The 25447-nt window shown below is 73.9% G+C and carries 8 protein-coding genes; 1 reads left to right on the top strand and 7 read right to left on the bottom strand.

Going from position 1 to position 25447, the window contains the following annotated elements:
* Positions 1-127: 127 nt before the first annotated feature.
* Positions 128-1081 (bottom strand): ornithine cyclodeaminase family protein, encoded by a 954-nt coding sequence (locus ACH01S_RS13275; RefSeq protein ID WP_067890163.1) that lies wholly within the window; start codon positions 1079-1081, stop codon positions 128-130.
* Between the two features lie 423 nt (positions 1082-1504).
* Between ACH01S_RS13275 and ACH01S_RS13270 the strand changes: the two genes are divergently transcribed.
* Positions 1505-2566, top strand: coding sequence for a S1 family peptidase (locus tag ACH01S_RS13270; RefSeq protein WP_246236970.1), 1062 nt, complete (start codon positions 1505-1507; stop codon positions 2564-2566).
* A gap of 84 nt (positions 2567-2650) precedes the next feature.
* Here the strand turns inward: ACH01S_RS13270 and ACH01S_RS13265 are convergent, their stop codons facing one another.
* From ACH01S_RS13265 to ACH01S_RS13240, 6 genes are read right to left on the bottom strand one after another with little or no spacing between them, the layout of a single operon-like run.
* Complete coding sequence (locus ACH01S_RS13265) at positions 2651-3388, bottom strand: thioesterase II family protein (protein ID WP_067890157.1); 738 nt, start codon at positions 3386-3388, stop codon at positions 2651-2653.
* A complete protein-coding gene (locus tag ACH01S_RS13260) occupies positions 3385-4047 on the bottom strand; it encodes a GNAT family N-acetyltransferase (RefSeq protein ID WP_246236972.1) in 663 nt (220 codons plus the stop codon). Before ACH01S_RS13260 ends, ACH01S_RS13265 begins: the two co-directional genes overlap by 4 nt.
* 2 nt (positions 4048-4049) lie before the next feature.
* The gene (locus ACH01S_RS13255) at positions 4050-4259 is read right to left on the bottom strand and encodes an MbtH family protein (RefSeq protein WP_067890156.1); all 210 of its coding nucleotides are present in this window, start codon (positions 4257-4259) and stop codon (positions 4050-4052) included.
* A complete protein-coding gene (locus tag ACH01S_RS13250; protein WP_067890154.1) occupies positions 4256-8161 on the bottom strand; it encodes a non-ribosomal peptide synthetase in 3906 nt (1301 codons plus the stop codon). The genes ACH01S_RS13255 and ACH01S_RS13250 overlap by 4 nt, the downstream gene beginning before the upstream one ends.
* The gene (locus ACH01S_RS13245) at positions 8158-15870 is read right to left on the bottom strand and encodes a non-ribosomal peptide synthetase (RefSeq protein WP_067890238.1); all 7713 of its coding nucleotides are present in this window, start codon (positions 15868-15870) and stop codon (positions 8158-8160) included. The genes ACH01S_RS13250 and ACH01S_RS13245 overlap by 4 nt, the downstream gene beginning before the upstream one ends.
* The gene (locus ACH01S_RS13240; protein WP_067890151.1) at positions 15867-25364 is read right to left on the bottom strand and encodes a non-ribosomal peptide synthetase; all 9498 of its coding nucleotides are present in this window, start codon (positions 25362-25364) and stop codon (positions 15867-15869) included. The genes ACH01S_RS13245 and ACH01S_RS13240 overlap by 4 nt, the downstream gene beginning before the upstream one ends.
* Positions 25365-25447: the final 83 nt, after the last annotated feature.

The raw sequence follows: 25447 nt of genomic DNA, 5'->3' as shown, positions 1-25447 counted from the left end.
CTTGACGTCGAGTCAGGGGGATTCCCTACCGCGTGGAGTCAACACTATTCATGGCGTCATTGCAAAGGCCGGACGAAAACCGGAATCTGGTCGCATACAAATCCGGGGAATGGCGTGTCCAACGACGTCAGGACAGGAAATCGAACTCGGTTCCGGTTCCCGCGGCGCGGGCGGCCCGGTAGGCGGCCCAACTCACCGCGAGGTCCTGCCAGGGCAGGCCGACGGGCGCGTACACGGTGATCTCGCCGCCCCTGACCCGGCCGGGCACCTGCCCGCAGAGCACGTCGCGGAGCGTTCCGGCGGCGTGCTTGACGTCCAGCCCCGCCTCGGCGAGGACGCCCATCTCGACCGCGAGCGGCACGTCGTCGACCACCACCCGGGCGCCCTCCAGCAGGTCGGCGCCGAGCTCGGCCTTGCCGGGCTCGTCGGCGCCGAGGGAGGTGAGGTGCGTCCCGCGCGGCACGTCCGCGGCGTGCAGGATCGGCCGGCGCGCCCACGTCGCCATGACGACGACGCCCGCGTCCCGGACGGCGTCGCGCGGGTCGGCCGCGACCTCGGCGGCGATGCCGAGCCGGGCGCCGTGCCGGTCGGCGAACGCGGCGGCGCGGCCCGCGTCCAGGTCGCAGACGGTGAGGGCGTCCACCTCCCGCAGCTCGGAGAGGCCGAGCATGACCAGCTCGGCCTGCGCGCCCGCGCCGATCACCGCGACGGAGCGGGCGTCGCGGCGGGCCAGCGCGTGCGTCCCGAGCGCGGCGGCGAGGCCGGTGCGCCACGCGGTCACCGTGGCCGAGTCGAGCTGGGCGAGCAGCTCGCCGGTGCCGAGGTCGTGCAGGCAGACGACGCCGCGCAGCGCCGGGCGGCTGCCCGGGAACTTGGCGTTCACCTTCACCGTGTAGGCGGGGAGGCCCGCCACCAGGCCGGGCAGGAGCGCGGTCGCGGTGCCCTGGCCGGGCAGCCGGCCGATCACCCGGCGGGCGGCGGACGCGCCCTCCGCCGCGCCGAAGCCGCGGCGGAGGGCGTCGAGACACTCGGACGGATCGAGGAGTGTCTCTAGGTCGGAACGGGTCAAAAGGAGCGTCACCGGACCATTCTCACGTCATCACCGCGCCGTCGTCACCATCCCGTGACCGAAACCGGTGATGTGATCGCGCCTGGTGAGGCGATTGGTCCACCAGAAGCGCCCGCCGTGAGGCGGCTGGAGAGTCCCAATTCCGGGCCCGCCTCCCCGGTCGCGCCCGCGCCGCCGCCCGGCGGGACGCTACTCAATGGGACGTCCAATAAGGGTCGCCGCCCCGGCGCCGCGCGGGCCGGGTGAAGGCACGGTCCACCGGGCCGGTGACGGCGCGTGTCCGCGCGCTGACCACGGATCCAATACCAGGGTGACAAGCCCTCCGTCCTGAATTGGTCACTTTCTGCGTCTTACGTGTTCCTTGACCGTTCACACACCATGTCGAGCACCTCCGGTGCACCAGACGGGTGCGCCCAACCCCCCGTGGAGGCACAAGTGAAGAAACGTCAAAGGCGCGTGCTCGTCGCCGCCGTCACCACGGCGTCCGCCGGGCTGGTGGCCGCGACCCTCGCCACCGCTCCCAGCGCGTCCGCGACCCGCACCGCGCCCGTCGCCGCCCTGCCCGCTCCCGGCGAGGTGTCGACGGCGCTCGCCCACCGGCTCGGCGCCCGCACCGCGGGCTCCTACCTGAAGGGCGGCAAGCTGGTCGTCACGGTCACCGACGCCGAGGCCGCGCGGACCGTCCGCGCGGCGGGCGCCGTCCCCCAGACCGTCGGCCGCAGCGGCTCCTACCTGACCAAGGTCATGGACGCGCTGAAGCACGACGCGACCGTCCCGGGCACGGCGTGGGCCGTGGACCCGGCGAGCAACCAGGTCGTCCTGTCCGTGGACGACACGGTCACCGGCGCCAAGCTCGCGAAGGTCAAGGCCGCCGCGGCCAAGCAGGGCTCCGCGCTCCGCGTCGAGCACGTCGCGGGAGCGTTCCGCAAGTTCACGCTCGGCGGCGAGGCCATCAAGACCGGCGGGTCGCGCTGCTCGCTGGGCTTCAACGTCAAGAAGGGAAACGAGTACTACTTCATCACCGCCGGGCACTGCACGAACATCGGCTCGACCTGGACCGACAGCTCGGGCCGGACGCTCGGCTCCACCGCCGGGAGCAGCTTCCCCGGCAACGACTACGGGCTCGTCAAGTACACCTCGACGCCCGCCGACACGCAGGGCGCCGTGAGCCTCTACGGCCAGGGCAGCCGTGACATCACCTCCGCCGGGAACGCCACCGTCGGCCAGCAGGTGCAGCGCAGCGGCAGCACCACCCAGGTGCACGGCGGCTCGGTCAACCAGCTGAACGCGACGGTGAACTACCAGGAGGGCAGCGTCAGCGGCCTGATCCGCACCAACGTGTGCGCCGAGCCGGGCGACAGCGGCGGCTCGCTGTTCGCCGGGTCGACCGCGCTCGGCCTGACCTCGGGCGGCAGCGGCAACTGCAGCTCGGGCGGGACGACGTACTTCCAGCCCGTCACCGAGCCCATGCAGGTGTACGGGGTGTCGATCTACTGACCTGGTGACACCGGGACAAGGCGGGCCGCCCCTTTCGTGGACTCCCTCGGGGCGGCCCGCCGCGTTCTCCTCCGCACCGGGCGGTCAGGGCGCGGCGAGGACCTCGAGCGTGCGGAGCACCTCGGCGACGACCTCCGGCTGCCGGTCCGCCAGGTAGAAGTGGTCGCCCGGCAGGACGCGCAGCGCGAACGGGCCGTCCGTGGCCCGCGCCCATCCGGCGGCCTGCCGCGCCGACACCTGCGGGTCGGCGTCCCCGATGATCGCGGTGACCGGGACGCCGAGCCGCGGCCCCGGCCGCTCGGCGTAGTTCTCGATCAGCGTGAAGTCGTTGCGGACGTAGGGCAGCACGATCTCGCGCAGCTCCGGGTCCTGCAGCGCCTCGGCGTCGGTGCCGCCGAGCCGCACCATCTCCGCGACCACGCCGTCGTCGTCGCGCGCCGCGACGCCGTCGACGTGGCGGTCGTGCGGCGGGCGGGCCCCGGACACGAACAGGTGCACCGGCGGGACGCCCCGCTCCTGCAGCAGCCGCGCCACCTCGTACGCCAGGATCGCGCCCATGCTGTGCCCGAACAGCGCGGCCGGGCGGTCCATCAGCGGGGCCATCGCCCCGGCGACCATGCGCGCGAGCTGGTGCGCGTCGGACACGAGGTCGTCCGCCAGCCGGTCGGCGCGTCCCGGGTACTGGACGGCCCGCACCTCAAGGCCCGGGCCGACCGCCTTCGCCCACGGCCGGTAGAACACCGCGGACCCGCCCGCGTGCGGCAGGCAGAACAGCCGCAGCGGGGCCCACGGGCGGCTCTCGGGGCAGCGGAACCAGGTCACGTGATCAACTCCTCCTCCTCGCGCCGGGCGGCCGCCGGTCCGCGCGCCGCGCGGCGCGGGTCGTGCGGCAGCGGCCAGGGCGCGACCCGCGGGTCCGGGACGGGCTTCGGCGCGGTGGCCTCCGCCGCCACCCTAAAGCCACGGCGCCGGTAATTGGCGAGCGCGTTCGGGTGGTCGAGGCTGCTCGTGCGCAGCCACACCCGCGAGGCGGGCCCGGTCCCCGCGGCCCACAGCGTCCCGCGCCGCCAGGCCCGCCGGGCGCACTGCTCGACGAGGTACCCGCCGCAGCCCCGGCCGACGAACGGGGGCGTGAGGCCGACGAGGCAGACCTCGGTGTCGCCGCCGGGCTGCGCCTCGATCTCGAAGAACCCGGCGATCGTCCCCTCGGCCAGCGCGAGCCACGTGCTCAGCTCGGGGCGCTCCACCCAGGCGCGCCAGTCGGCGTGCGTCCAGGGGAAGCGGTCCGTCCAGCAGACGCGGGCGCCGACCGCCGCGTACAGGGCGCGGTTCACGTCCGCCGACGGGCGCCGGGCGAGCGTGAACGTCATCTCGGCCCCGGGCAGCGGCGCGGGACGCAGGTCGGCCGCGTCCGTCATCTCCATCGTCCACTCGGTGACCGCGGGGACGACGAGGTCGGCCGCCCCGGCGGGGTCGGCCACCCTCAGCCGCCCATCGCCTCGATGAGGCTGTTCGGCCGCATGTCCGTCCAGTTCTCCTCGATGTGGTCGAGGCAGTCCTGCCGGGGGGCGGCGTCCTTGGCGACCGTCCACCCGGCGGGGACGTCGGCGAACGCCGGCCACAGCGAGTACTGGCCCTCGGCGTTGACGAGGACGAGGTAGGCGCCGTCGGGGTCCTCGAACGGGTTGGTCATGAGCGTCCCTTTCCGTGGTCGCGGTGCAGTGCGTCGAGGCGGGCGGCGAGGACGGCGCCGAGCGCGGCGGCCGGGCCGGGCTCCATGAGCAGGTGGTGCTCGGCGTCGACGGGGTGGTCGGCGACCGCGCCGTCGACGAGCGGCCCCCAGGTGGACGGCCCGCTCGGCGCGCCGGGGGCGCGTCCCCGCAGCGCGGTGAAGAAGTCGACGTCGCCGCGGAACCGTCCCGGCCGGTACCGCTCGGCGTGGCGGACGCCGTTCTCGTAGTTGCGGTAGACGTTGACGAGGTCGTCCTCGCCCAGGGTGGCGAGGGCGTCGCCGCGTTCGGCGAGGACGGCCATGATGCGCGGCAGGTCGGGGTGTCCGTCCGGGGCGACCATGGTCGCGTCGACACCGATCGACTCCAGCAGCTCGGGGAGGACGTCGCGGTGCTCGGAGCCGAGGTCCTGGCCGTGGTAGGCGTCGATGAGGGCGAGCAGGCCGACGCGCTCGCCCGCGTCCTGGAGCCGGACGGCCATCTCGTAGGCGACGAGCCCGCCGAGCGACCATCCCGCGAGGTGGTAGGGCCCGGACGGCCGGACGCTCCGGACCTGCTCCAGGTAGTCGGCCGCCATCTCCTCCACCGACTCCGGCAGCTCGGACCGGGTGAACGCGCGGGCCTGGAGCCCGTAGAGCGGCTGGTCGGGCCCGAGGTGGCGCTGGAACTGGAGGTAGCTCCACGCCAGCCCGCCCGCCGGGTGGACGAAGAAGAGAGGCGGCCGCGTCCCGGACGTCCGGATCGGGAGCAGCACCTCGAACCCCGGCCGGTCGCCTTCGGGCTCCGCCGTCCCGGCCAGCGCCTCGACGGTCTGGCGGGTGAACACGTCGCGCGGGGTGAGGTCGAAGCCCTCCCGCCGCGCGCGGGCGGCGAGCCGCAGCGCGGAGATGCTGTCGCCGCCGATGTCGAAGAAGCCGGCGTCGGCGCCGACGCGGTCGAGCCCGAGGACGTCCGCGACGATCGCGCAGAGCCGCTCCTCGTCCGGGGTGCGGGGGGCGCGTCCGGCGGCGGCGCCGCCGTAGTCGGGCGCGGGCAGGGCGCGCCGGTCCAGCTTCCCGTTCGGCCCGACGGGGAACGTGTCGAGCCGGACGAACGCGGCCGGGACCATGTACTCGGGCAGCCGCTCCCTGACGAAGTCGCGCAGGCCGTCCAGCGCCGGGGCGATGACGTAGGCGACGAGGGCCCTGCCGCCGGGCGCGTCGTCGCGGGCGACGACGGCGACGTTCGCGACGGCGGGATGCGCGGCGACGGCGGCCTCGACCTCGTCCGGCTCGATCCGGAACCCGCGGACCTTGACCTGGGAGTCGGCGCGGTCGACGTAGTCGAGCGCGCCGTCCGGGCGCCACCGGACGAGGTCGCCCGTCCGGTACATGCGGGCGCCGGGCGGGCCGAACGGGTCGGCGACGTAGCGCTCCCCGGTCGCGGCGGGGCGCCCGAGGTAGCCGCGGCCGACCCCGGCGCCCGCGAGGTACGCCTCGCCGACGGTGCCCGGCGGGACGGGCCGGAGCGCGCCGTCCAGTACGTAGACGCGCACGCCGTCGAGGGGGCGGCCGAGGACGGCGGACGTCTCGTCCGGGTCGGCGAGCCGCGCCCGCTGCCCGGCGATCGTCGTGTACGTGGTGGCCTCGGTGGGGCCGTAGGCGTTGCCGACCTCGGTGTCCGGGCAGGCGGCGAGGACCTTGCGGATCGCGCCGGGCGAGCCCGCCTCCCCGCCGGTCAGCACCTCGCGGAGCCGCGCGAACGCGTGCGGGCGCTCGTCCGCGACGAGGTTGAACAGGGTGGTCGTGAGGAACAGGCCGGTGAGGTCCTCGGCCGCGATGATCTTCTCGAGGGCCGCGCCGTCGAGCGGGCCGGGCGGCGCGACGACGGCGGTCCCGCCGCGCAGCAGGGGCGTCCACAGCTCGTAGAGGGAGGCGTCGAAGGCGTGCGGGGAGTGGACGAGGACGCGGTCGTGCGCGCCGCCGCCGAGCCGCCCGTCGGTGGCGAGGTCGACGGCGTCGCGGTGGCGCAGCATGACGCCCTTCGGCACGCCCGTCGACCCCGACGTGAACAGCACGCAGGCGAGCTGCTCGGGATGGCACGGGACGTCCGGGGCCGTGTCGGGCTGGGCGGCGATCTCGGGGTCGTCGTCCACGACCATCAGACGGGCGTCCAGGCCGGGCAGGCGGTCGCGCATCGCGGTGTCGGTGACGAGGACGGGCGCGCCGACCTCCGCGACCGCCCATGCCATCCGGTCGGGCGGGTGGCCGTGATGGATTGGCGCGTAGGCCCCGCCCGCCTTGAGAATTGCCAGCGATACCGCCACCGTGTCGGCAGATCTTTCGAGCAGGACGGCGACCGGCGTCTCGCGTCCGACGCCGAGCCCGGCGAGGCGGTGCGCGAGGCGGTTGGCCCGCGCGTCCAGCTCCGCGTAGGTGGTCGGCTCCCCGGCGGCGCGGACGGCGATGACGTGCGGCGTCTTCGCGGCCTGCTCGGCGAAGCGCCCGGTGAGCGTGCCGGGACGGCGGCGGTCGGCCGGTCCCTGCCAGGCGTCGAGGACGAGGGCGCGCTCGTCGCCGTCCAGGGTGTCGATCCGGCCGAGCGGCAGGTCGGGGTGGCGGGCGATCGCCTCCAGGACGCGGACGAGGCGGCGCGCCAGGCGGCGCGCGTCGTCCGCGGTGTGAAGGGCGGCGCGGTGGTCGATGCGGAGGGAGAGCCGGGGGCCGGGGATGGCGGCGAGCGTCAGCGGGTAGTGCGAGGCGTCGTAGCCGTCCACGGCGTGGAGGGTGAGTCCGCCGAGGTCGGCGCCCGCCGTCTCTTGGTCGAACGGGTAGTTCTCCAGGACGGTCATGGTGTCGAACAGCGTCCCGCCGCCGGTGAGGCGCTGGATGTCGGACAGGCCGAGGTGGTGGTGCGGCAGCAGCGCGGCCTGCTCGTCCTGGAGCCGGGTCAGCGCGGCGGCGACGGTGTCGGCCGGGCGGACCCGCACCCGGACCGGCAGCGTGTTGATGAACAGCCCGATCATCCGCTCCACGCCCGGCAGCTCCGGCGGACGCCCGGACACCGCCGCGCCGAACACCACGTCGGCCGAACCGGTGAGCCCGCCGACCAGGACGCCCCAGGCGAGCTGCAACACCGTGTTGAGGGTGACGCCGTGGGCGCGGGCGCGCGCGCTGAGCGCGGAGGTGAATTCTTCGGTGAGGCGGGTTCTGACCCGTCCGGGAGGTTCCGCGCCGGGCTCGGGCGCGGCCGGGGCCACGAGGGTGGGTTCGTGGACGCCGTCGAGAGCGCGGCGCCAGGCGTCCTCGGCGGCGGCGCGGTCCTGCTTCGCGAGCCACGCCAGGTAGGTCTTGTACGGGGTGACGCGCGGCATCCCCGTGTCGTCGCCCTTGGCCAGGTACAGGGCGAACAGCTCGGTCTGGAGGACGGGGGTGGACCAGCCGTCCAGGACGATGTGGTGGTTGGTGAAGACCATGCGGTGCAGGTCGTCCGCCAGCTTGAGGAGCAGGAAGCGGAGCAGCGGCGGTTTCGCCATGTCGAACGGGCGGGCGCGTTCGGCGTCCGCCATCTCGCGGGCCTTGGCCTCGCGCTCGTCGCGTGGGAGGGCGGAGAGGTCGGCGTCCCGCCACGGCAGCCCGACCCTCCGGTGGACGACCTGGACGGGCGAGCCCTCCTTCCGCTGCCGGAACCCGGCGCGCAGGTTGGCGTGCCGGCGCAGCAGGGTCGCGGCGGCGGCGCGCAGCGCGTCCGCGTCGAGGGGGCCGCGCAGGTCGACCACGGTCTGCGCGGTGTAGACGTCGCGGCCCGAGTCGTACAGCGCGTGGAAGAACAGGCCCTGCTGCAACGGGGACAGCGGCAGGATGTCCTCAAGCTGCGACGCGCTCACTCCGGCTCCCCTTCACCGTCGAGTTCGGCGGCCAGCTCGTCGATCTCGTCCTGGCCGAGGTCCACGAGGGGCAGGTCGGACGGCGTGAACCCGCCGACCGGGCCGCCGGACGCGCCGCCCGCGACGTGCGCGACGAGGCCGCGCAGCGCGGCGAACCAGCGTCCGGCGAGGTCGTCGATCGCCGCGTCCTCGAACAGGGCGCCCGCCCACGTCCAGGTCGCGGACAGCTCGGGGCCGTCCGGGAGGTCGCGGGTGTGCGCGTTGACCTCGATCGCGTGGACGAGGGCGAGCGCGCCGTCCTGGCCGGGGCCGAGCGCGGCGGCGTCGGCCCGGTCGGCGGGCGCCCAGTCGGCGGCCTCGGGCGCGGCGGACCGGCCGAGGTAGTTGAACGCGATCTGCGGGTGCTCGGCGGCGAGGGTCGCCGCGCGGGCGAGGTGCCGGAGGATCCCGTGGCCGATCCCGTTGTCGGGGATCTCGCGGAGCTGCTCCTTGACCCGCTTGAGCGCGGTGCCGACGGCCTGCCCGCCGTCGCGGACGTCGGCGGGCTCGACCCGTCCGGCGTCCAGCCGCACCGGGAAGATCGAGGTGAACCAGCCCGCCGTGCGGGACAGGTCGACGCCCGGGACGATCTCCTCCCGGCCGTGCCCTTCGAGGTCGATGAGGACGGCCGTGTCGTCGGTGATCCCGCGGTCGCGGCGCCATTCGGCGACGGCGAGGGCGAGGCCGGTGAGGAGCACGTCGTTGACGCGCCCGTGGAACGCGGCCGGGACGTCGGTGAGCAGCGGTCCGGTGACGTCGGCGGGCAGGTCGAGGGTGCGGTGGCGGGCCGTCGCGAACGTGTCGGCGGCCGGGTCCAGGGGGCGCGCGCCGAGGGGCGGGTCGGGGGTGGCGAGGACGTCCTCCCAGAACGGCAGCTCGGCCGTCCGGGCCGGGTCCGAGGCCGCGGCGGCGAGCCGCCGCGCCCACCGCCGGTACGACGTCGGGACGGGGCCGAGGTTTCCCCCGGCCCAGGCCGTGACGAGGTCCGGGACGATGATGCGCCAGGTCACGCCGTCCACGGCGAGGTGGTGGAGGGTGAGGAGGAGGCGTCCCGAGCGGTCCGGGCCCGCGTCGAACCAGACCAGTTGCGCCAGTGTCCCGGCGGACGGGACAAGTCGGCGGCGGGCCCGCTCCGCCTCGTCGGCGAGGACGGCCCGGAGTGACGGTGTGTCGAGCGCGGACACGTCGACGCGCCGGACGAGCGGGGCCGCGTCGATCGCGCCGGGTTCGAGCACCTCGAATTCGGTGGCGGTGGCGCGGAGGCGGAGCATGTCGTGGTGGTCCAGGACGGTCTGGAGCGCCGCCGTCAGCCTCTCCACGCCGAGGTCCGGCGGGACCCGGAGGAGCAGCCGCTGGCTGTAGCCCGTCGTCGGGCCGTTGAGGGCTTGGAACCAGCGCATGATGGGCGTGGCCGGGATTCGTCCTATGCCCGCGCGCGGCGGTTCCGGTTCGACCTGGTTCGCTTCGCTGACGGGTTTCGCCGTTGTGGCGAGTTCTTCGACGGTTTGGTGTTGGAAGACGTCGCGCGGGGTTATGACCAATCCGGATTGGCGGGCGCGGGAGACGAGTTGGATCGCGATGATGGAATCGCCGCCAAGGTCGAAGAATCCGTCGTCGATGCCGACGTTTTCCAGGCCGAGAACTTCAGCGAACAGGCCCGCGAGTATTTCCTCTTCGGTGGTGCGGGGTGCGCGGGACGACACTTTCGCGGTTTCGCGGGGATCGGGCAGCGCGTCGCGGTCCAGTTTGCCGTTGGGGGTGAGCGGAAGGGCGTCCAGTTCCACGACGGCCGCCGGGACCATGTAATCGGGAAGGTCCTTGGCGGCGCTGCGGCGCAGTTCCGCCGGGTCGGTTCCGGAGCCGGTCACGTAGGCGATCAGGCGGTTGTCGCGGACGATGACGGCGGCGTCCCGGACGGATTCGTGCTTGGTCAGAACGGCCTGGACTTCGCCCAGCTCGATCCGGAATCCGCGCAACTGGACCTGCTGGTCGGCGCGTCCGAGGTATTCGAGCGTGCCGTCCTTCAGCCAGCGTCCAAGGTCCCCGGTCCGGTACATGCGGGTACCGGGCGCGCCGAACGGATCGGCGACGAACCGCTCGGCCGACAGCGCGGGACGGTTCAAATACCCGCGCGCCAATCCAGGGCCCGCGACGAACAGTTCACCCACCACGCCGGGCGGTACGGGCTGGAGCCTTGAATCCAGGATGTAGACGCGTAGATCGGGAATGCCAATACCGATGGCACTGCCGGGCGCGGTCGCCGCATACGCGCGATCGAGAGCCAGATAGGAGACATGCACGGTGGTTTCGGTGATGCCATACATGTTGACCAGCGTCGGAGCGTCCTCGGGATGCCGCGAATACCAATCGTCAAGCCGCCGGAGGTCGAGCGCTTCACCGCCGAAGACGATGTACCGCAGTGCCAGATCGGCTCCGGGATTGTCTTTGTCAGCGGCCATCAATTGGTAGAAGGCTGACGGCGTCTGATTCAGGACCGTGACCCGCTCCGCCTCCAGCAGTCCGAGGAAGTCGGCGGGCGACCGGGACGTCAGATACGGCACGACGACGAGGCGACCGCCGTAAAGCAGCGATCCCCACAATTCCCAGACGGTGAAGTCGAAGGCGTAGGAGTGGAACAGCGTCCAGACATCATCCGGGCCGAAACCGAACCAGTCCTCGGTAGAGCGCAGCAACCGCACCACGTTCTGATGCGGAACCACCACACCCTTCGGCCGCCCCGTCGACCCCGACGTATAAATCACATACGCCGGATTATCCGGCAAAATATCAACGTCTAGGTTGGAATCGTCGTAGCCGGACGCGTCCAGGTCATCCGGGCCCAGCGTCAGGACGGGCTTGGCGTCCTCCACCATGTACGCGATCCGATCCGCCGGATAATCCGGATCGATCGGCACATAGGCAGCACCCGCCTTCAACACCGCCAGAACCGCGACCACCAGATCAGCCGAACGCGGCAGCGCCAACGCCACGAACCGCTCCGGCCCCACACCCCACTCGACCAGCCGCCGCGCCAAACGGTTGGCCTTAGCGTTCACCTCCGCATACGTCCACGACACGCCCTCGAACGACACCGCCAACGCATCCGGACGCGCCGCCACCTGCGCCTCGAACATGCCAGGGATCGTGGAGCGTTCGACCGAAGTCGCGCGTCCTCCGGCCCATTGGCGCAGGAGGGTGCGGCGTTCCCGGCGGTCGAGGATGTCGGCGGCGCCGATCGGCGCGTCCGGGTCGGCGACGAGTTCGCGGACGAGCCGCTCGAACCGTCCCGCGATCGATTCCGCCGTGCCGGGGTCGAAGAGGTCGAGGGCGTATTCGAGCCCGGCCTGGATTCCGCCCGGCGTTCCGTCGTCGCGGTGCCGCTCTTCCAGATAAAGGGAAAGGTCGTATTTCGCGGCACCGGATATGAGCGGCTCGGCGCCGCCGCTGAGCCCGTCGAGTTCCAGCCGCGCCTCCGGATCGTTCTGGAATGAAAGGACGACCTGGAACAGCGGATGCCGTGCCATGGACCGGGCCGGGTTGAGGACGTCGACGAGCCGCTCGAACGGAACATCCTGATGGGCATATGCGGCGAGATCGGCCTCTTTCACTCGTCCGACCAGTTCCCGGAACGACGGGTCGCCGGACGTGTCCGTGCGCAGGACGAGCATGTTCACGAACATGCCGACCAGGTCGTCGAGCGCCTCGTCCGTCCGACCGGCGATCGGGGAGCCGATCGGCACGTCCGTCCCGGCGCCCAACCGCGTCAGCAGCGCGGCGAACGCGGCCTGCATGACCATGAACAGGGTCGCGCCGCTCTGCCGGGCGACCGCGAGCAGCCCGGCGTGCAGGTCGGCGTTCAGGTCGAAGGCGTGCGTGCGGCCCCGGTAGGACGCCTCCGCCGGGCGCGGCCGGTCCGCCGGAAGCCGAAGCTCCTCCGGCAACCCCGCCAAAGCCTCCCGCCAGAACGCGATCTGCCGCGAGACCACGCTCTCCGGATCGTCCTCCGACCCCAGAAGCTCCCGCTGCCAAAGCGTGTAATCAGCGTACTGCACGGGCAGTTCCGCCCACTCGGGAGCCCGTCCGCCAGAACGGGCCGCGTAGGCGTGGAGCACGTCGCGGGCGAGCGGCGCCATCGACCAGCCGTCCGCCGCGATGTGGTGCAGGACGAGCATCAGCACATGGACGTCGCCGCCGAGCGCGAACAGCCGCGCCCGGACCGGCGGTTCGACGGACAGGTCGAAACCCTCCCCCGCCATCGCGGCGAGCGCCGTCGGCAGCGCGTCCTCGCCGATCTCGACCACGTCGAGGCGGGGACGCGCGTCGGCCGGGTCGAGGACGACCTGCCGCGCGCTCCCCGACGCGTCCGGGAAGATCGTGCGGAGCGACTCGTGCCGGGCGGTGACGTCGCCGAGGGCGTCGCGCAGCGCGCCGAGGTCGAGCGCGCCGGTGAGCCGCAGCGCGACCGGCATGCTGAACGTCGCCGCCGCGCGCTCGAACCGGTTGAGGAACCACAGCCGCCGCTGCGCGTACGACAGCGGGACCACGGCGGGACGGCGGTCCGCGCGGACGAGCGGCGGCCGCACCTCGCCGGACGCGTCCGCGAGCCGCGCGGCGAGTCCCGCGACGGTCGGCGCCTCGAACAGCGTGCGCACGGTCGTCTCGACGCCCAGCGCGGACCGGATCCGGGCGGCGAGGCGGGTGGCGGTGAGCGAGTCGCCGCCGAGCGCGAAGAACCCGTCGTCGACGCCGACCCGCGCCACGCCGAGCACCTCCGCGAACAGCTCGCGCAGGATCTCCTCCCGGGGCGACCGCGCCGCCCGGGGCGTGCCCGGCGCGGCGCCGCCGGGGGCGGGCAGCGCGGCCCGGTCGAGCTTGCCGTTGACGGTGAGCGGCAGCGCATCGAGGACGGTGACCGCCGGGACCATGTGGCCGGGCAGCCGCTCGGCCGCGAACCGCCGGACCGCCGCCGCGTCGAGTCCGGGGCCGCCGACGACGTAGGCGGCGAGCCGCCGGTCGCCGGGACGGTCCGCGCGGGCGACCACGGCGGCCCGCGCGACGCCCGGGCACCCGGCGAGCACGTGCTCGATCTCGCCGGGCTCGACCCGGAAGCCGCGGATCTTGACCTGGTCGTCGGCGCGGCCGAGGTGCTCGATCGTGCCGTCCGGGAGCCATCGGGCGAGGTCGCCGGTGCGGTAGAGGCGGTCGCCGGGCGCGCCGAACGGGTCGGCGACGAACCGCTCGGCGGTGAGCCCCGGCCGGTCGTGGTAGCCGCGGGCGAGCTGCGCGCCCGCGAGGTACAGCTCGCCGGGGACGCCGGCGGGGACGGGCTGGAGCGCGGCGTCCAGCACGCGGGCGCGGACGTTCCGGTACGGCCCGCCGACGGACGGCCGGGCGCGGTCCTCGACGACCTGGCTCATGGTGTCGATCGTGGATTCGGTGGGCCCGTAGAAATTGCGCGCGGTGACGCCGGGAGTGGCGCGGAGTCTCTCCCACAGGGCGTCCGGGATCGCCTCGCCGCCGAGGAGGAGCTGCGCCGGGCGGTGCCGTCCGTCGTCGTCGAGGAGACCGGCTTCGAGAAGGGACGCGAAATGCGACGGGGTGGTGTTCACCAGGTCGATCCGCGCCCGCGCCACGTATGCGGCGTACGCATCGGCGTCGCGGCGGGTGTCGTCGTCGATGAGGTGCAGCTCGTGGCCGTACATCATCCAGAGCAGACCCATCCAGGACGTGTCGAACGAGAACGACGCGAGGTGCGCGAAGCGCAGGCGGCGTCCACCGGCGGCTTCGACCACCGGGTCGAAGAACCGTTCCCGGTGCGCCTCGAAATAGTTCAGGACGCCGCCGTGCGGGACGGTCACGCCTTTCGGGCGCCCGGTGGAACCGGAGGTGTAGATGACGTAGGCGGCATTCCCCGAACGGAGCGGGCGCGACGGCCGGGACGGGGGAACCCGGTCGGCGCCGGACGGGTCGTGTGCGTGCCCTCCGGCGCCGGCCGGGAAGCCGCCCTCGGTGATGGTCAGCGCGGGCCGGCAGTCGTCCAGCATGAACCGGACGCGCTCGGCCGGATGCTCCGGGTCGATCGGCACGTACGCCGCGCCCGCCTTCAGCACGCCGAGGATCGCCACGACGATCTCCGGGGTGCGCGGCAGGACGAGCGCGACGCGGTCCTCGGGGCCGATCCCCCGCGCGGTCAGCTCGCGCGCGAGCCGGTCGGCGCGTCCGTCCAGCTCGGCGTAGGTGAGGCGGGCGTCGCCGCAGACGAGCGCGACGTCGTCCGGGGTGCGGGCGGCCTGCGCCTCGAACAGCGCGGGGATCGTGCCGGACGGTTCGCCCCTGCCGGTGTCGTTCCAGGCGGCGAGGGCGGCCCGCTCGGCGTCGCTCGCGAGGGCGACGGCGCCGATCGGGCGTCCGGAGTCGTCGGCGAACGCCTCCAGGAAACGGCGGACGCGCCCGAGCAGCGCCTCCACGACGGGACGCTCATACACATCGGGCCGGTAATGCAGACGCAGCGACAGCCTCTCCCCGGGCACGGCCACGAAGGACAAGGGGAAGTGGGTCGCGTCGTAAGAGTCGGCTGCGGCAATGCGGACGCCGTTGAGGGAGCCGTCCATCGCGGACGGGTCGAACGGGTAGTTCTCCAGCACCGTCATGGTGTCGAACAGCGCGCCGCCGTGGCCCGCCACCCGCTGGATGTCGGTGAGGCCCAGATGGTGGTGGGCGAGGAGTCCGGTCTGCTCGTCCTGGAGCCGTTCCATCAGCGCGGCGAGCGGTTCGTCCAGCCGGTACCGGACGCGGACCGGCAGCGTGTTGATGAACAGCCCGATCATCTCTTCGACGCCGGGCAGCTCCGGCGGGCGCCCGGACACGGTCGCGCCGAACACGACGTCGTCCGACCCGAGCAGCCGCCCGACGACCAGGCCCCATGCCCCTTGCAGGACGGTGCCGAGCGTGACGCCGTGGCGGCGGGCCGCGCGGGTGAGGCGGCGGGTGGCGCGTTCGTCCAGCTCGGTGGCCGTGCGCTCGGGCGGGCGCGGAGGTCGCCCGGCCGCGTGCGGGGCGACGAGGCTCGGCCCGTCCAGGCCGTGCAGGGCGCGGCGCCAGGCGTCCTCGGCGGCGGCGCGGTCCTGCTTCGCGAGCCACGCCAGGTAGGTCTTGTACGGGGTGACGCGCGGCATCCCCGTGTCGTGGCCGCCCTGCATGTACAGCAGGAACAGCTCGGTCGCGAGGATCGGCGTGGACCAGCCGTCCAGCAGGATGTGGTGGTTGGTGAAGATCAGCCGGTGGCGGGCGGGGCCCGTCCGGACGAGCACGAACCGCAACAGCGGCGGCGCGGTCAGGTCGAACCCGCGCGCCCGCTCCCGCGCGACGATCGCGTCCGCTTCCGCCTCGTCCGCGTCGACCTCCGTCCACGGCGGCTCGACCGCGCGCGGGATCACCTGCACGGGGCGCGACAGGTCCTCGTGCCAGAACGCGGCGCGCAGGTTGGCGTGGCGGCGCAGCAGCGTCCCGGCGGCGGCGCGCAGCGCGGCGGCGTCCAGCGGCCCGTCCAGGTCGAGGACGAGCTGCGCCGTGTACACGTCGGAGTCCCCGGCGTCGACGACCGCGTGGAAGAAGAACCCCTGCTGGAGCGGGGACAGCGGGAGGATGTCCTCGATGTCCCCCCGGTTCACCGCCGCCTCCACGCGTCCTGCAGCCCGTCGATCTCGCTCTGGTCCAGGTCGACGAGCAGGTCGGACGGGGTGAACCCGGCGCCGGTCCCGGCGGCGCCGGCGGCGGCGAGGCCGCGCAGCGCCGTGAACCAGCCCTCCGCCAGCTCCCGGACGTCGTCCGGGTCGAGGACGCCGCCGGGCCACGTCCACGTCGCGGACAGCACGGGACCGTCCGGCAGGTCGCGGGTGACCGCGTTGATCTCCAGGACGTGCGCCATCGGCATCCGCGGGTCCTCGCCCGCGGGGAGCTCCTCGGGGGCGAGCGTCCAGTCGCCGCCCGCGCCACCGCCCGGATCGACGCGGCCGAGGTAGTTGAACGCGATCTGCGCGGGTGCCGGTTCGGCCAGTTCGGCGGCCGCCGGGTCGGCGCCGCCGTAGCGGAGCAGGCCGTAGCCGACGCCGGTGCCGGGCACCGCTCTGAGCTGCTCCTTCACCTTCTTGATGGCCGCGCCTCCGGTCGCGTTGCCCGCGTCCAGCCGGACGGGGTGGATCGAGGTGAACCAGCCGACCGTCCGGGACAGGTCGGCGCCCGGGACCCCGCCGTCCCGGCCGTGGCCCTCCAGGTCGACGAGGACGCCGGTGCCGCGTCCGCCGCGCCCGCGCCGCCACGCCGCGACCGCGAGCGCCAGGCCGGTGAGGAGCACGTCGTTGACGCGCCCGTGGAACGCGGCGGGCACGTCGGTCAGCAGCGGCCGCGTGACGTCGGCGGGGAGTTCGAGGGTGACGGAGCGGGCGCGGGCCGCGATGTCCACGCGCGGGTCGAGCGGACGGCACCCGAGGTCCGGGGCGGGGCCGTCGACGATGTCGAGCCATTCGTCCGGTTCGGTGGCGGCCACGGCGGTGGCGGTGAGCTTCTGCGCCCAGCGCCGGAACGACGTCGGGACGGGGTCGAGGTCTCCCCCGACCCAGGCCGTCACCAGGTCGGGCAGGAGGATCCGCCACGAGACGCCGTCCACGGCGAGGTGGTGCAGGACGAGGAGGAGGCGTCCCTGCTCGCGGCCCGCGTCGAACCAGACGAGCTGCGCCGTCGTCCCCGCGCACGGGTCGAGCCGGTCGCGGGCGGCGGCGGCGTGCTCGGCGACCACGGCGCGGAGCTTGTCGGCGTCGAGCCCGGCGACGTCCACCCTGGTGACCAGGCCGGACGCGGCGCACGACCCGCGCGGCCGGACGACGGGACGCCACTCGGCCGCCTCCACGTCCAGGCGGAGGCGGAGCATGTCGTGGTGGTCCAGGACGGTCTGGAACGCCGCCGTCAGCCTCTCCAAGCCGAGGTCGGGCGGGGTGCGCAGCAGCGTCGCCTGGTGGAAGCCGCGGATCAGCGAGGCGTCGCCGCCCGCCCGGTCGCGCAGCCACGCGATGATCGGCGTCACCGGCACGGGCCCGATCCCCGCGCCCGGCGGTTCCGGCTCGATCCCGTCGCCGTCGCCGACGGGTTTCGCCGTCGCGGCGAGTTCCTCGACGGTCTGGTACTGGAAGACGTCGCGGGGAGTGATGACCAAACCGGATCGGCGGGCGCGGGAGACGAGTTGGATCGCGATGATGGAGTCGCCGCCGAGGTCGAAGAACCCGTCGTCGACGCCGACGCGTTCCAATCCGAGCACTTCGGCGAACAGCACCGCGAGGATTTCCTCTTCGGTGGTGCGCGGCTCGCGCGCCGACACCCTGATGGCCGTTCCGGCGTCGGGCAGCGCGTTCCGATCCAGTTTGCCGTTGGCGGTGAGCGGAAGGGCGTCCAGTTCCACGACGGCCGCCGGGACCATGTAATCGGGGAGGACTTTGGCGGCTTCGCGCCGCAGTTCCGCCGGGTCGATTCCGGAGCCGGTCACGTAGGCGATCAGGCGCTCGTCGCGGACGATGACGGCGACGTCGGAGACCGTGTCGTGCCTGGCCAGGACCGCTTCGACCTCGCCCGACTCGATCCGGAACCCGCGCAACTGGATCTGCTGGTCGCTGCGCCCGAGGTATTCGAGCGTGCCGTCCTTCAGCCAGCGGCCGAGGTCCCCGGTCCGGTACATGCGGGTGCCGGGCGCGCCGAACGGGTCGGCGACGAACCGCTCGGCCGACAGGGCGGGACGGTTCAAATACCCGCGCGCCAACCCCGCACCCGCCACGAACAATTCACCCGCGACGCCGGGCGGGACGGGCCGCAAACGCGAATCCAGGACGTACACACGCAGATCTGGAATTCCGGCACCGATGACACTGCCAGGCGCGGTCGCCGCATACGCGCGATCTAGAGCCAGGTAGGAGACGTGCACCGTGGTTTCGGTGATGCCATACATGTTGACCAGCGTCGGAGCGTCCTCGGGATGCCGCGAATACCAATCGTCAAGCCGTCCGAGATCAAGCGCCTCGCCACCGAAGACGATGTACCGCAGCGCCAGATCTGATCCGGGTTCGTCCTTGTCAGCGGACATCAATTGATAGAACGCCGACGGCGTCTGGTTCAAAACCGTGACCCGCTCCGCCTCCAAGAGTTGCAAGAAGTCGGCGGGCGAGCGGGACGTCAGATACGGCACGACGACAAGGCGGCCTCCGTACAGCAGCGATCCCCACAACTCCCACACGGTGAAGTCAAACGCGTAGGAGTGGAACAGCGTCCACACATCATCCGGACCGAAGCCGAACCAGTCTTCGGTAGAGCGCAGCAACCGCACCACGTTCTGATGCGGAACCACCACGCCCTTCGGCCGCCCCGTCGACCCGGACGTGTAAATCACATACGCCGGATTATCGGGAGAGACCTCCACACCCAGATTGGAATCGTCGTAGCCGGACGCGTCCAGGTCATCCGGGCCCAGCGTCAAGACGGGCTTGGCGTCCTCGACCATGTAGGCGATCCGATCCGCCGGATAGTCCGGATCGATCGGCACATAAGCGGCCCCAGCCTTCAACACCGCCAGGACCGCGACCACCAGATCAGCCGAACGCGGCAGTGCCAACGCCACGAACCGCTCCGGCCCGACCCCCTCACCCGCCAGCCGCCGCGCCAAACGGTTGGCCTTAGCGTTCACCTCCGCATACGTCCACGACACGCCCTCGAATGTCACCGCCAACGCATCCGGACGCGCCGCCGCCTGAGCCTCGAACAACGCGGGAATCGTGGCCCGCTCACCAGGAGGCGCGCTCCCGCCGCTCCATTCTTCGAGTATCCGGGAGCGCTCGTCCGGGGCCAGGATCTCGGCGGTGCCGATGGGCGCATCGGGGTCGGCGAGAAGGGCCGAGAGGAACCGCTCAAAGCGTCCGACCAATTCGCGCGCCGTGGACGGGTCGTAAAGGTCGAGCGCGTATTCCAGTTCGCCGTCGAGCCCGCCGCCCCGCTCGGTGAGGATCATCAGCAGATCGAAACGCGACACCCCGGCGCTCAGCGGCTCCGGTTCCGCGCTGAACCCGGGCATCTCCAGCCGCGCCTCCGGATTGTTCTGGAACGTCAGGCCGACTTGGAACAGCGGATGCCGCCCCAGATGGCGCGGCGGATTCAGCACCTCCACGAGCCGCTCGAACGGAACGTCCTGATGGGCGTATGCGGCGAGATCGGCCTCTTTCACTCGTCCGATCAGTTCCCGGAACGACGGGTCGCCGGACGTGTCCGTGCGGAAGACGAGCATGTTCACGAACATGCCGACCAGGTCGTCGAGCGCCTCGTCCGTCCGACCGGCGATCGGGGAACCGATCGGCACGTCCGTCCCGGCGCCCAACCGGGTCAGCAGCGCGGCGAACGCGGCCTGGGCGACCATGAACGGGCTCGCCCCCGTGGCGCGCGCGAGGTCGTCCAGAGCCGTGCGGATGTCCGGGCCCAGCCGGAACCGCGCGGTCGCGCCGCGGTGGGACGCCTCCGCCGGACGCGGCCGGTCCGCCGGAAGCCGAAGCTCCTCCGGCAACCCCGCCAAAGCCCCGCGCCAAAAAGCGATCTGCCGGGAGATCACACTCTCCGGGTCGTCCTCCGACCCCAGAAGCTCCCGCTGCCAAAGCGTGTAATCGGCGTACTGGACGGGCAGTTCCGCCCACCCCGGAGCCCGACCGGCGGCGCGCGCCGCGTAGGCGGTGACGAAGTCGCGGGCGAGCGGCGCCATCGACCAGCCGTCGCCGCCGACGTGGTGCATGAGCAGCAGCGCGACGTGCTCGTCCGGCGCGACGCGGAACAGGTGGGCGCGCAGCGGCGGCTCGGTGGAGATGTCGAACGCGTACCCGGCGGCCGCGCCGAGCCGCGCCGGAAGCTCCGCCTCCGTCGTCTCCGCCACCTCCAGCTCGGGACGGGCGGCGGCCGGGTCCAGGACGACCTGCCTCGGCACTCCCCCGCCGTCCGGCAGGATCGTGCGGAGCGACTCGTGCCGGGCGACGACGTCCCCGACGGCGGCGCGCACGGCGCCGACGTCCAGCGCGCCCCGGATGCGCAGGGCGGCGGGCATGTTGTAGGTGGCGGACGGCCCTTCGAACCGGTTGAGGAACCACAGCCGCTGCTGCGCGTACGACGGCGGGACCGCGCCGGGCCGCTCGCGCCGCGCCAGCGCGGGACGCCCCGGCCGGGCGCCGCCGACGAGCGCGGCGAGGCCCGCCACGGTCGGCGCCTCGAACAGCGCGCGGACGGGCAGCTCCGCGTCCAGGACCCGGCGGACGCGGCTGACCACCCGCATCGCGACGAGCGAGTTGCCGCCGAGGGCGAAGAAGTCGTCGTCGGCGCCGACCCGGTCCACGCCGAGCAGGTCGGCGAAGACGGCGGCGACGGCCTCCTCCGCCGCCCCGGTCGGCGCCCGGTACGCGGCGGCCGGGACGATCGCCAGGTCCGGCTTCGGCAGCGCCCTGACGTCGACCTTGCCGTTCGGGGTGAGCGGCAGCGCGTCCAGGACGACGACGGCGGCGGGCACCATCGCCTCGGGCAGGCTGTCCCGGACGTGGGCGCGCAGCTCCTCCGGATCGAGGGTCTCGCCGGGCGCGGCGACGACGTACGCGACGAGCCGCTTCTCCACCGGCCCGTCCACGGCCGCGGGCAGGCCCGGCAGGCCCGGCAGGCCGAGTCCTTCGACGGTGACGGACCCGCCGGACGCGACGACCGCCTCCAGCGTCCCCCGGTACCACCCGGCGAGCCGCTCGGCGGTGTCCCGGTCGAACAGGTCGCGGGCGTATTCGAGGGTCCCGGCGAACCCGCCGCCGCCGCCGTCGCGGGCGTCCTCCAGCAGGAACTCCAGGTCGAACTTGGCGACCCCGGCGTCCACCGGCTCGACGGCGACGTCCAGGCCCGGCAGCTCGACCGACGCCTCGGGGTTGTTCTGCAACGTCAGCATGACCTGGAACAAGGGATGCCGCGCGAGCGACCGCGCCGGGTTCAGCGCCTCCACGACCCGCTCGAACGGGACGTCCTGGTGCGCGTGGGCGGCGAGGTCGACCTCCCGGACGCGGGCGAGCAGCTCGGCGAACGCGGGGTCGCCGGACGTGTCCGTCCGCAGCACCAGCGTGTTGACGAACACGCCGACGAGGTCGTCGAGCGCCGCGTCCGTGCGGCCCGCGACGGGTGACCCGATCGGGACGTCCGTGCCGCCGCCGAGCCGGGTCAGCAGCGCGGCGAGCGCGGCCTGGAGCACCATGAACACGCTGACCTGGTGGTCGCGGGCCAGGGCGCGCACCCCGTCCGCGACCTCGGCCGGGACGTCGAAGGCGACCTGGCCGCCCCGGTAGGACGCGCGGTCCGGGCGCGGCTGGTCGCACGGCAGCCGGATCTCCTCGGGCAGCCCGGCGAGGGCGCCGGTCCAGTAGGCGAGCTGGCGGGCGGCGAGGCCGCCGGGGTCGTCCGCGGAGCCGAGCAGGTCCCGCTGCCAGAGCGCGTAGTCGGCGTACTGGACGGGCAGCGGCGCCCACTCCGGCGCCCGCCCGTCCCGCCGCGCGAGGTAGGCGGTGATCACGTCGCGGGCGAGCGGGGCCATCGACCAGCCGTCCCCGGCGATGTGGTGCAGGACGATCAGCAGCAGGTGCTCGTCCGGCCCGAGCCGGTACAGGTGCGCGCGGACGGGCAGTTCCCGCGCCAGGTCGAAGCCCCGCGTCGCGTCGGCGAACACCGCGCCCCGCACGTCGGCGGTCTCGCCGACGGTGAACACCGGGTCGGCCTCGTCCGGCGCGAGGACGACTTGCCGCGCCGCCCCGTCGGCGTCGGCGTCGGCGTCGGCGAACAGCGTCCGCAGCGACTCGTGCCGGGCGACGACGTCCCGCAGGGCGGAACGCATCGCGTCCGGGTCGACCGCGCCGGTGAGCCGCAGCGGGATCGGCATGCTGTAGGTCGCGGTGGGTCCTTCGAGCCGGTTCAGGAACCAGAGCCGCTCCTGCGCCGCCGACAGGGGCAGCGGCTCCGGCCGCTCCCCCGCCCGCAACGCCGGACGCGCGGCGCCGGACGCCGACGCGGCGAACGCGGCGAGCCCGGCGACGGTCGGGGCCTCGAACAGCGCGCGGACGGGCAGCTCGACGCCCAGCGCGGCGCGGGCGCGGGCGGCGACGCGGGTCGCCTTGAGCGAGTCGCCGCCGAGGTCGAAGAAGCCGTCGTCCACGCCGACCCGGTCCAGGCCGAGGACGTCCGCGACGATCCCGCAGAGGATCTCCTCGCGGGCGTCGCGCGGGGCGCGGGCGGCGGCCGACGCGGCGAACTCCGGCTCGGGCAGCGCGTCCCGGTCCAGCTTGCCGTTCGGGGTGAGCGGCATCGCGTCCAGCACGACGATCGCGGACGGCACCATGTGCCCGGGCAGCGTCCGGGCCGCGAACGCGCGCAGCGCGGCGGGGTCGGCGCCGGACCCGACGACGTACCCGGCGAGGACGGTGTCCCCGGCGGCGTCGCGGCGGGCGACGACGGCGCTCTGCGCCACGTCCGGGTGCTCGGCGAGGGCCGCCTCGATCTCGCCGAGCTCGATCCGGAAGCCGCGCACCTTGACCTGGTGGTCGAGGCGGCCGAGGTACTCGACGTGCCCGTCCGGGTTCCAGCGGACGAGGTCGCCCGTCCGGTACATCCGCTCGCCCGGCCCGCCGTAGGGGCAGGCCACGAAGCGTTCGGCGGTCAGCGCCGGGCGGTTCAGGTAGCCGCGCGCGAGGCCGTCGCCCGCGAGGTACAGCTCGCCGGGCACGCCGACCGGGACGGGCTTCAGCGCGCCGTCGAGCACGTAGGCGCGCGTGTTGGCCATCGGGCGGCCGATCGGCGCGTGCCCTTCGGCGTTGCCGTCGTCGTACCAGCCGGTGACGAAGACCGTCGCCTCGGTGGGGCCGTAGATGTTGGAGATCCGCGCGTCCGGGAGCAGCGCGCGGACGTCCCGGACGAGCTGCGGCGGCAGCGCCTCCCCGCCGAGCGCCACGTCGCCGGCCTCAAGGCGCGGCCCGCCCCGCGCGAGCAGCGCCGCCACGGCGGACGGGACGCCGCTGACCAGCGTCCCGGACCAGCCGCCCCGCTCGGCGACCTCCAGCAGGTCCCGGACGACCTCGATCTCGCCGCCCGCCGCCAGCGGCGCCAGCCATTCGAACAGCGACACGTCGAAGTTCAGCGACGTGGAGAACAGCACGCGGGCGAGCCGCGCGGGCCCGTAGCCGGCCATCGCCTGGGCGCAGAAGTCGACGACGTTCGCGTGCGAGACCACGACGCCCTTGGGCCGTCCCGTCGACCCGGACGTGTAGATCACGTACGCGGGGTTGCCGGGGCGGAGCGGCCGGGCGCGGTCGGCGTCGGCGACGTCCGCGCCGCTCAGCCCGTCCAGCGACAGGGCGTCGAGGTCGACGCGGGGCGTCTCGCCGGGCAGGACGGCCGCCCGCGTGGTGAGGACGCAGGCCGGGGACGCGTCCGCCAGCATGTAGGCGACGCGGTCGGGCGGATACGCGAGGTCGAGCGGCAGGTACCCGGCGCCCGCCTTCAGCACGGCCAGCGCGGCGACGACCAGCCCGGCGTCGCGCGGCAGGGCGAGCGCGACGAAGTCCTCCGCGCCGACGCCGAGCCCGGCGAGGTGGCGCGCGAGCCGGTTGGCCCGCTCGTTCAGCTCCCGGTAGGTGAGCGTGGATCCGTCGTGCGTGACGGCGGGGGCGTCCGGGGTGCGGGCGGCCTGCGCCTCGACCAGCCCGGGGACGACGGCGGCCGGGTCGACGGGGGACGCCGTGTCGTTCCACCCGGCGAGGACGAGGGCGCGCTCGGCGTCGTCCAGCAGGTCCACGTCGCGGAGCGGCGCGGCCGGGTCGGCGTCGCCGAGCGCCCGCAGGAACCGGACGTACCGGTCCAGGTGCGCGCCGACCTCGCCCTCGGTGTAGAGGTCGGGGTGCGCGTCGAAGTCGACCCGCAGCCCGGCGCCGTCGAAGTTGTCGTAGACGTTGATCGACAGGTCGTCGACGGGACCGGTCGTGAGGGGGTGCATCCGCGCGGGCAGGCCCGCGAAGTCGAGCCGGTAGTCGAACGGCATGATGTTGATGACCGGCCCGTACAGCCGCCGCGGCTCGCCGAGCAGGCGCAGGTCGCGCAGCAGGTCGTCGCGCCGGTAGCGCTGGTGGCGCAGCGCCCGCGCGCTCGCCCGGGTCGCGGCGCGGACGAGATCGTCCACCGTCATGTCCGGGCGCACCCGCACGCGCAGCGGCAGGACCGTCGCGAGCATCGCGGGGGTGTCGAGCGCGACCCGCGTCGTCCGGCCGGAGACGGCGAGGCCGAGGATCACGTCGTCGGCGCCGGTCATCCGCGCCACGTACGCGGCGGTCGCGGCGATCGCGAGGCCCGGCGTGGCGGTGCGCAGCCGGCGGGCGGCGGCCGCGAGCGCGGCGGCGTCCTCCGGCGGGACGACCGTGCCGAGGCTCAGGTAGTCGGCGGTCGGCTCCGCCGTCCCGGCGGAGAGGGACACCGCGAGCGGGCGGTCGGCGAACCGCTCGGTCCAGTAGGCGCGGTCGCGCTCGAACCGCTCCGACGCCCGGTAGGCCTCCTCGGCCGCGAGGACCGCCCGGTAGTCGCCGAGCTCGGCGGGCTCGTACGCGCCGCCGCCCGCGAGCAGGGTGTAGACCTCGGCGGCGCGGCGGCTGATCAGCGAGCCGCTGTAGGCGTCCTGGATCACGTGGTGCGCGCGGATGAACCAGCGGTGCAGGACGGGCGACAGCCGCAGCAGGGCCGTGACGTACAGCGGGTCGGCGTCCAGCGGCAGCGGCGCCGCCATCCGCTCCCGCATCCAGGCGCGGGACGCGGCGTCCGGGTCGGCCGCGCCGGACAGGTCGACCAGCGGGATCGTCGCGGTCGCGGCCGGGTCGAGGAGCTGGCCGGGGACGCCGTCCCGCTCGGTCAGCCGGGCGTTCATGCCGAGCGCCTCGTGCGCGGCGATCCGCGCCACCCGGTCGAGCAGCCCGTGGTCGACCGGGCCCTCGATCTCGATGTACTGCGCCATCTGGATCGGCGTTCGCGGGGCGAGCTGCTGCGCGTACCAGACGCTCCGCTGCGCGGCCGAAAGAGGGACGAACTCGGTGGACATCAAACGGCACTTTCCCGGTCGAAGATGGTCTCCTGCACGCCCGGCCGCGGCGTCCGGAAAAACGGACGGCCACAGCGAATCGA

The sequence above is a fragment of the Actinomadura chibensis NBRC 106107 genome (genome assembly GCF_001552135.1).
GTDB lineage: Bacteria > Actinomycetota > Actinomycetes > Streptosporangiales > Streptosporangiaceae > Spirillospora > Spirillospora chibensis.
Note: the sequence above shows the minus strand (reverse complement) of the source record. Positions and strands in the feature narration are given on the sequence as shown.

Excerpts from the sequence above, each read along its gene's own strand:
- ACH01S_RS13240 (WP_067890151.1), bottom strand. The coding sequence starts at position 25,364 with ATGTCCACCGAGTTCGTCCCTCTTTCGGCCGCGCAGCGGAGCGTCTGG.
- ACH01S_RS13255 (WP_067890156.1), bottom strand. The coding sequence starts at position 4,259 with ATGACCAACCCGTTCGAGGACCCCGACGGCGCCTACCTCGTCCTCGTC.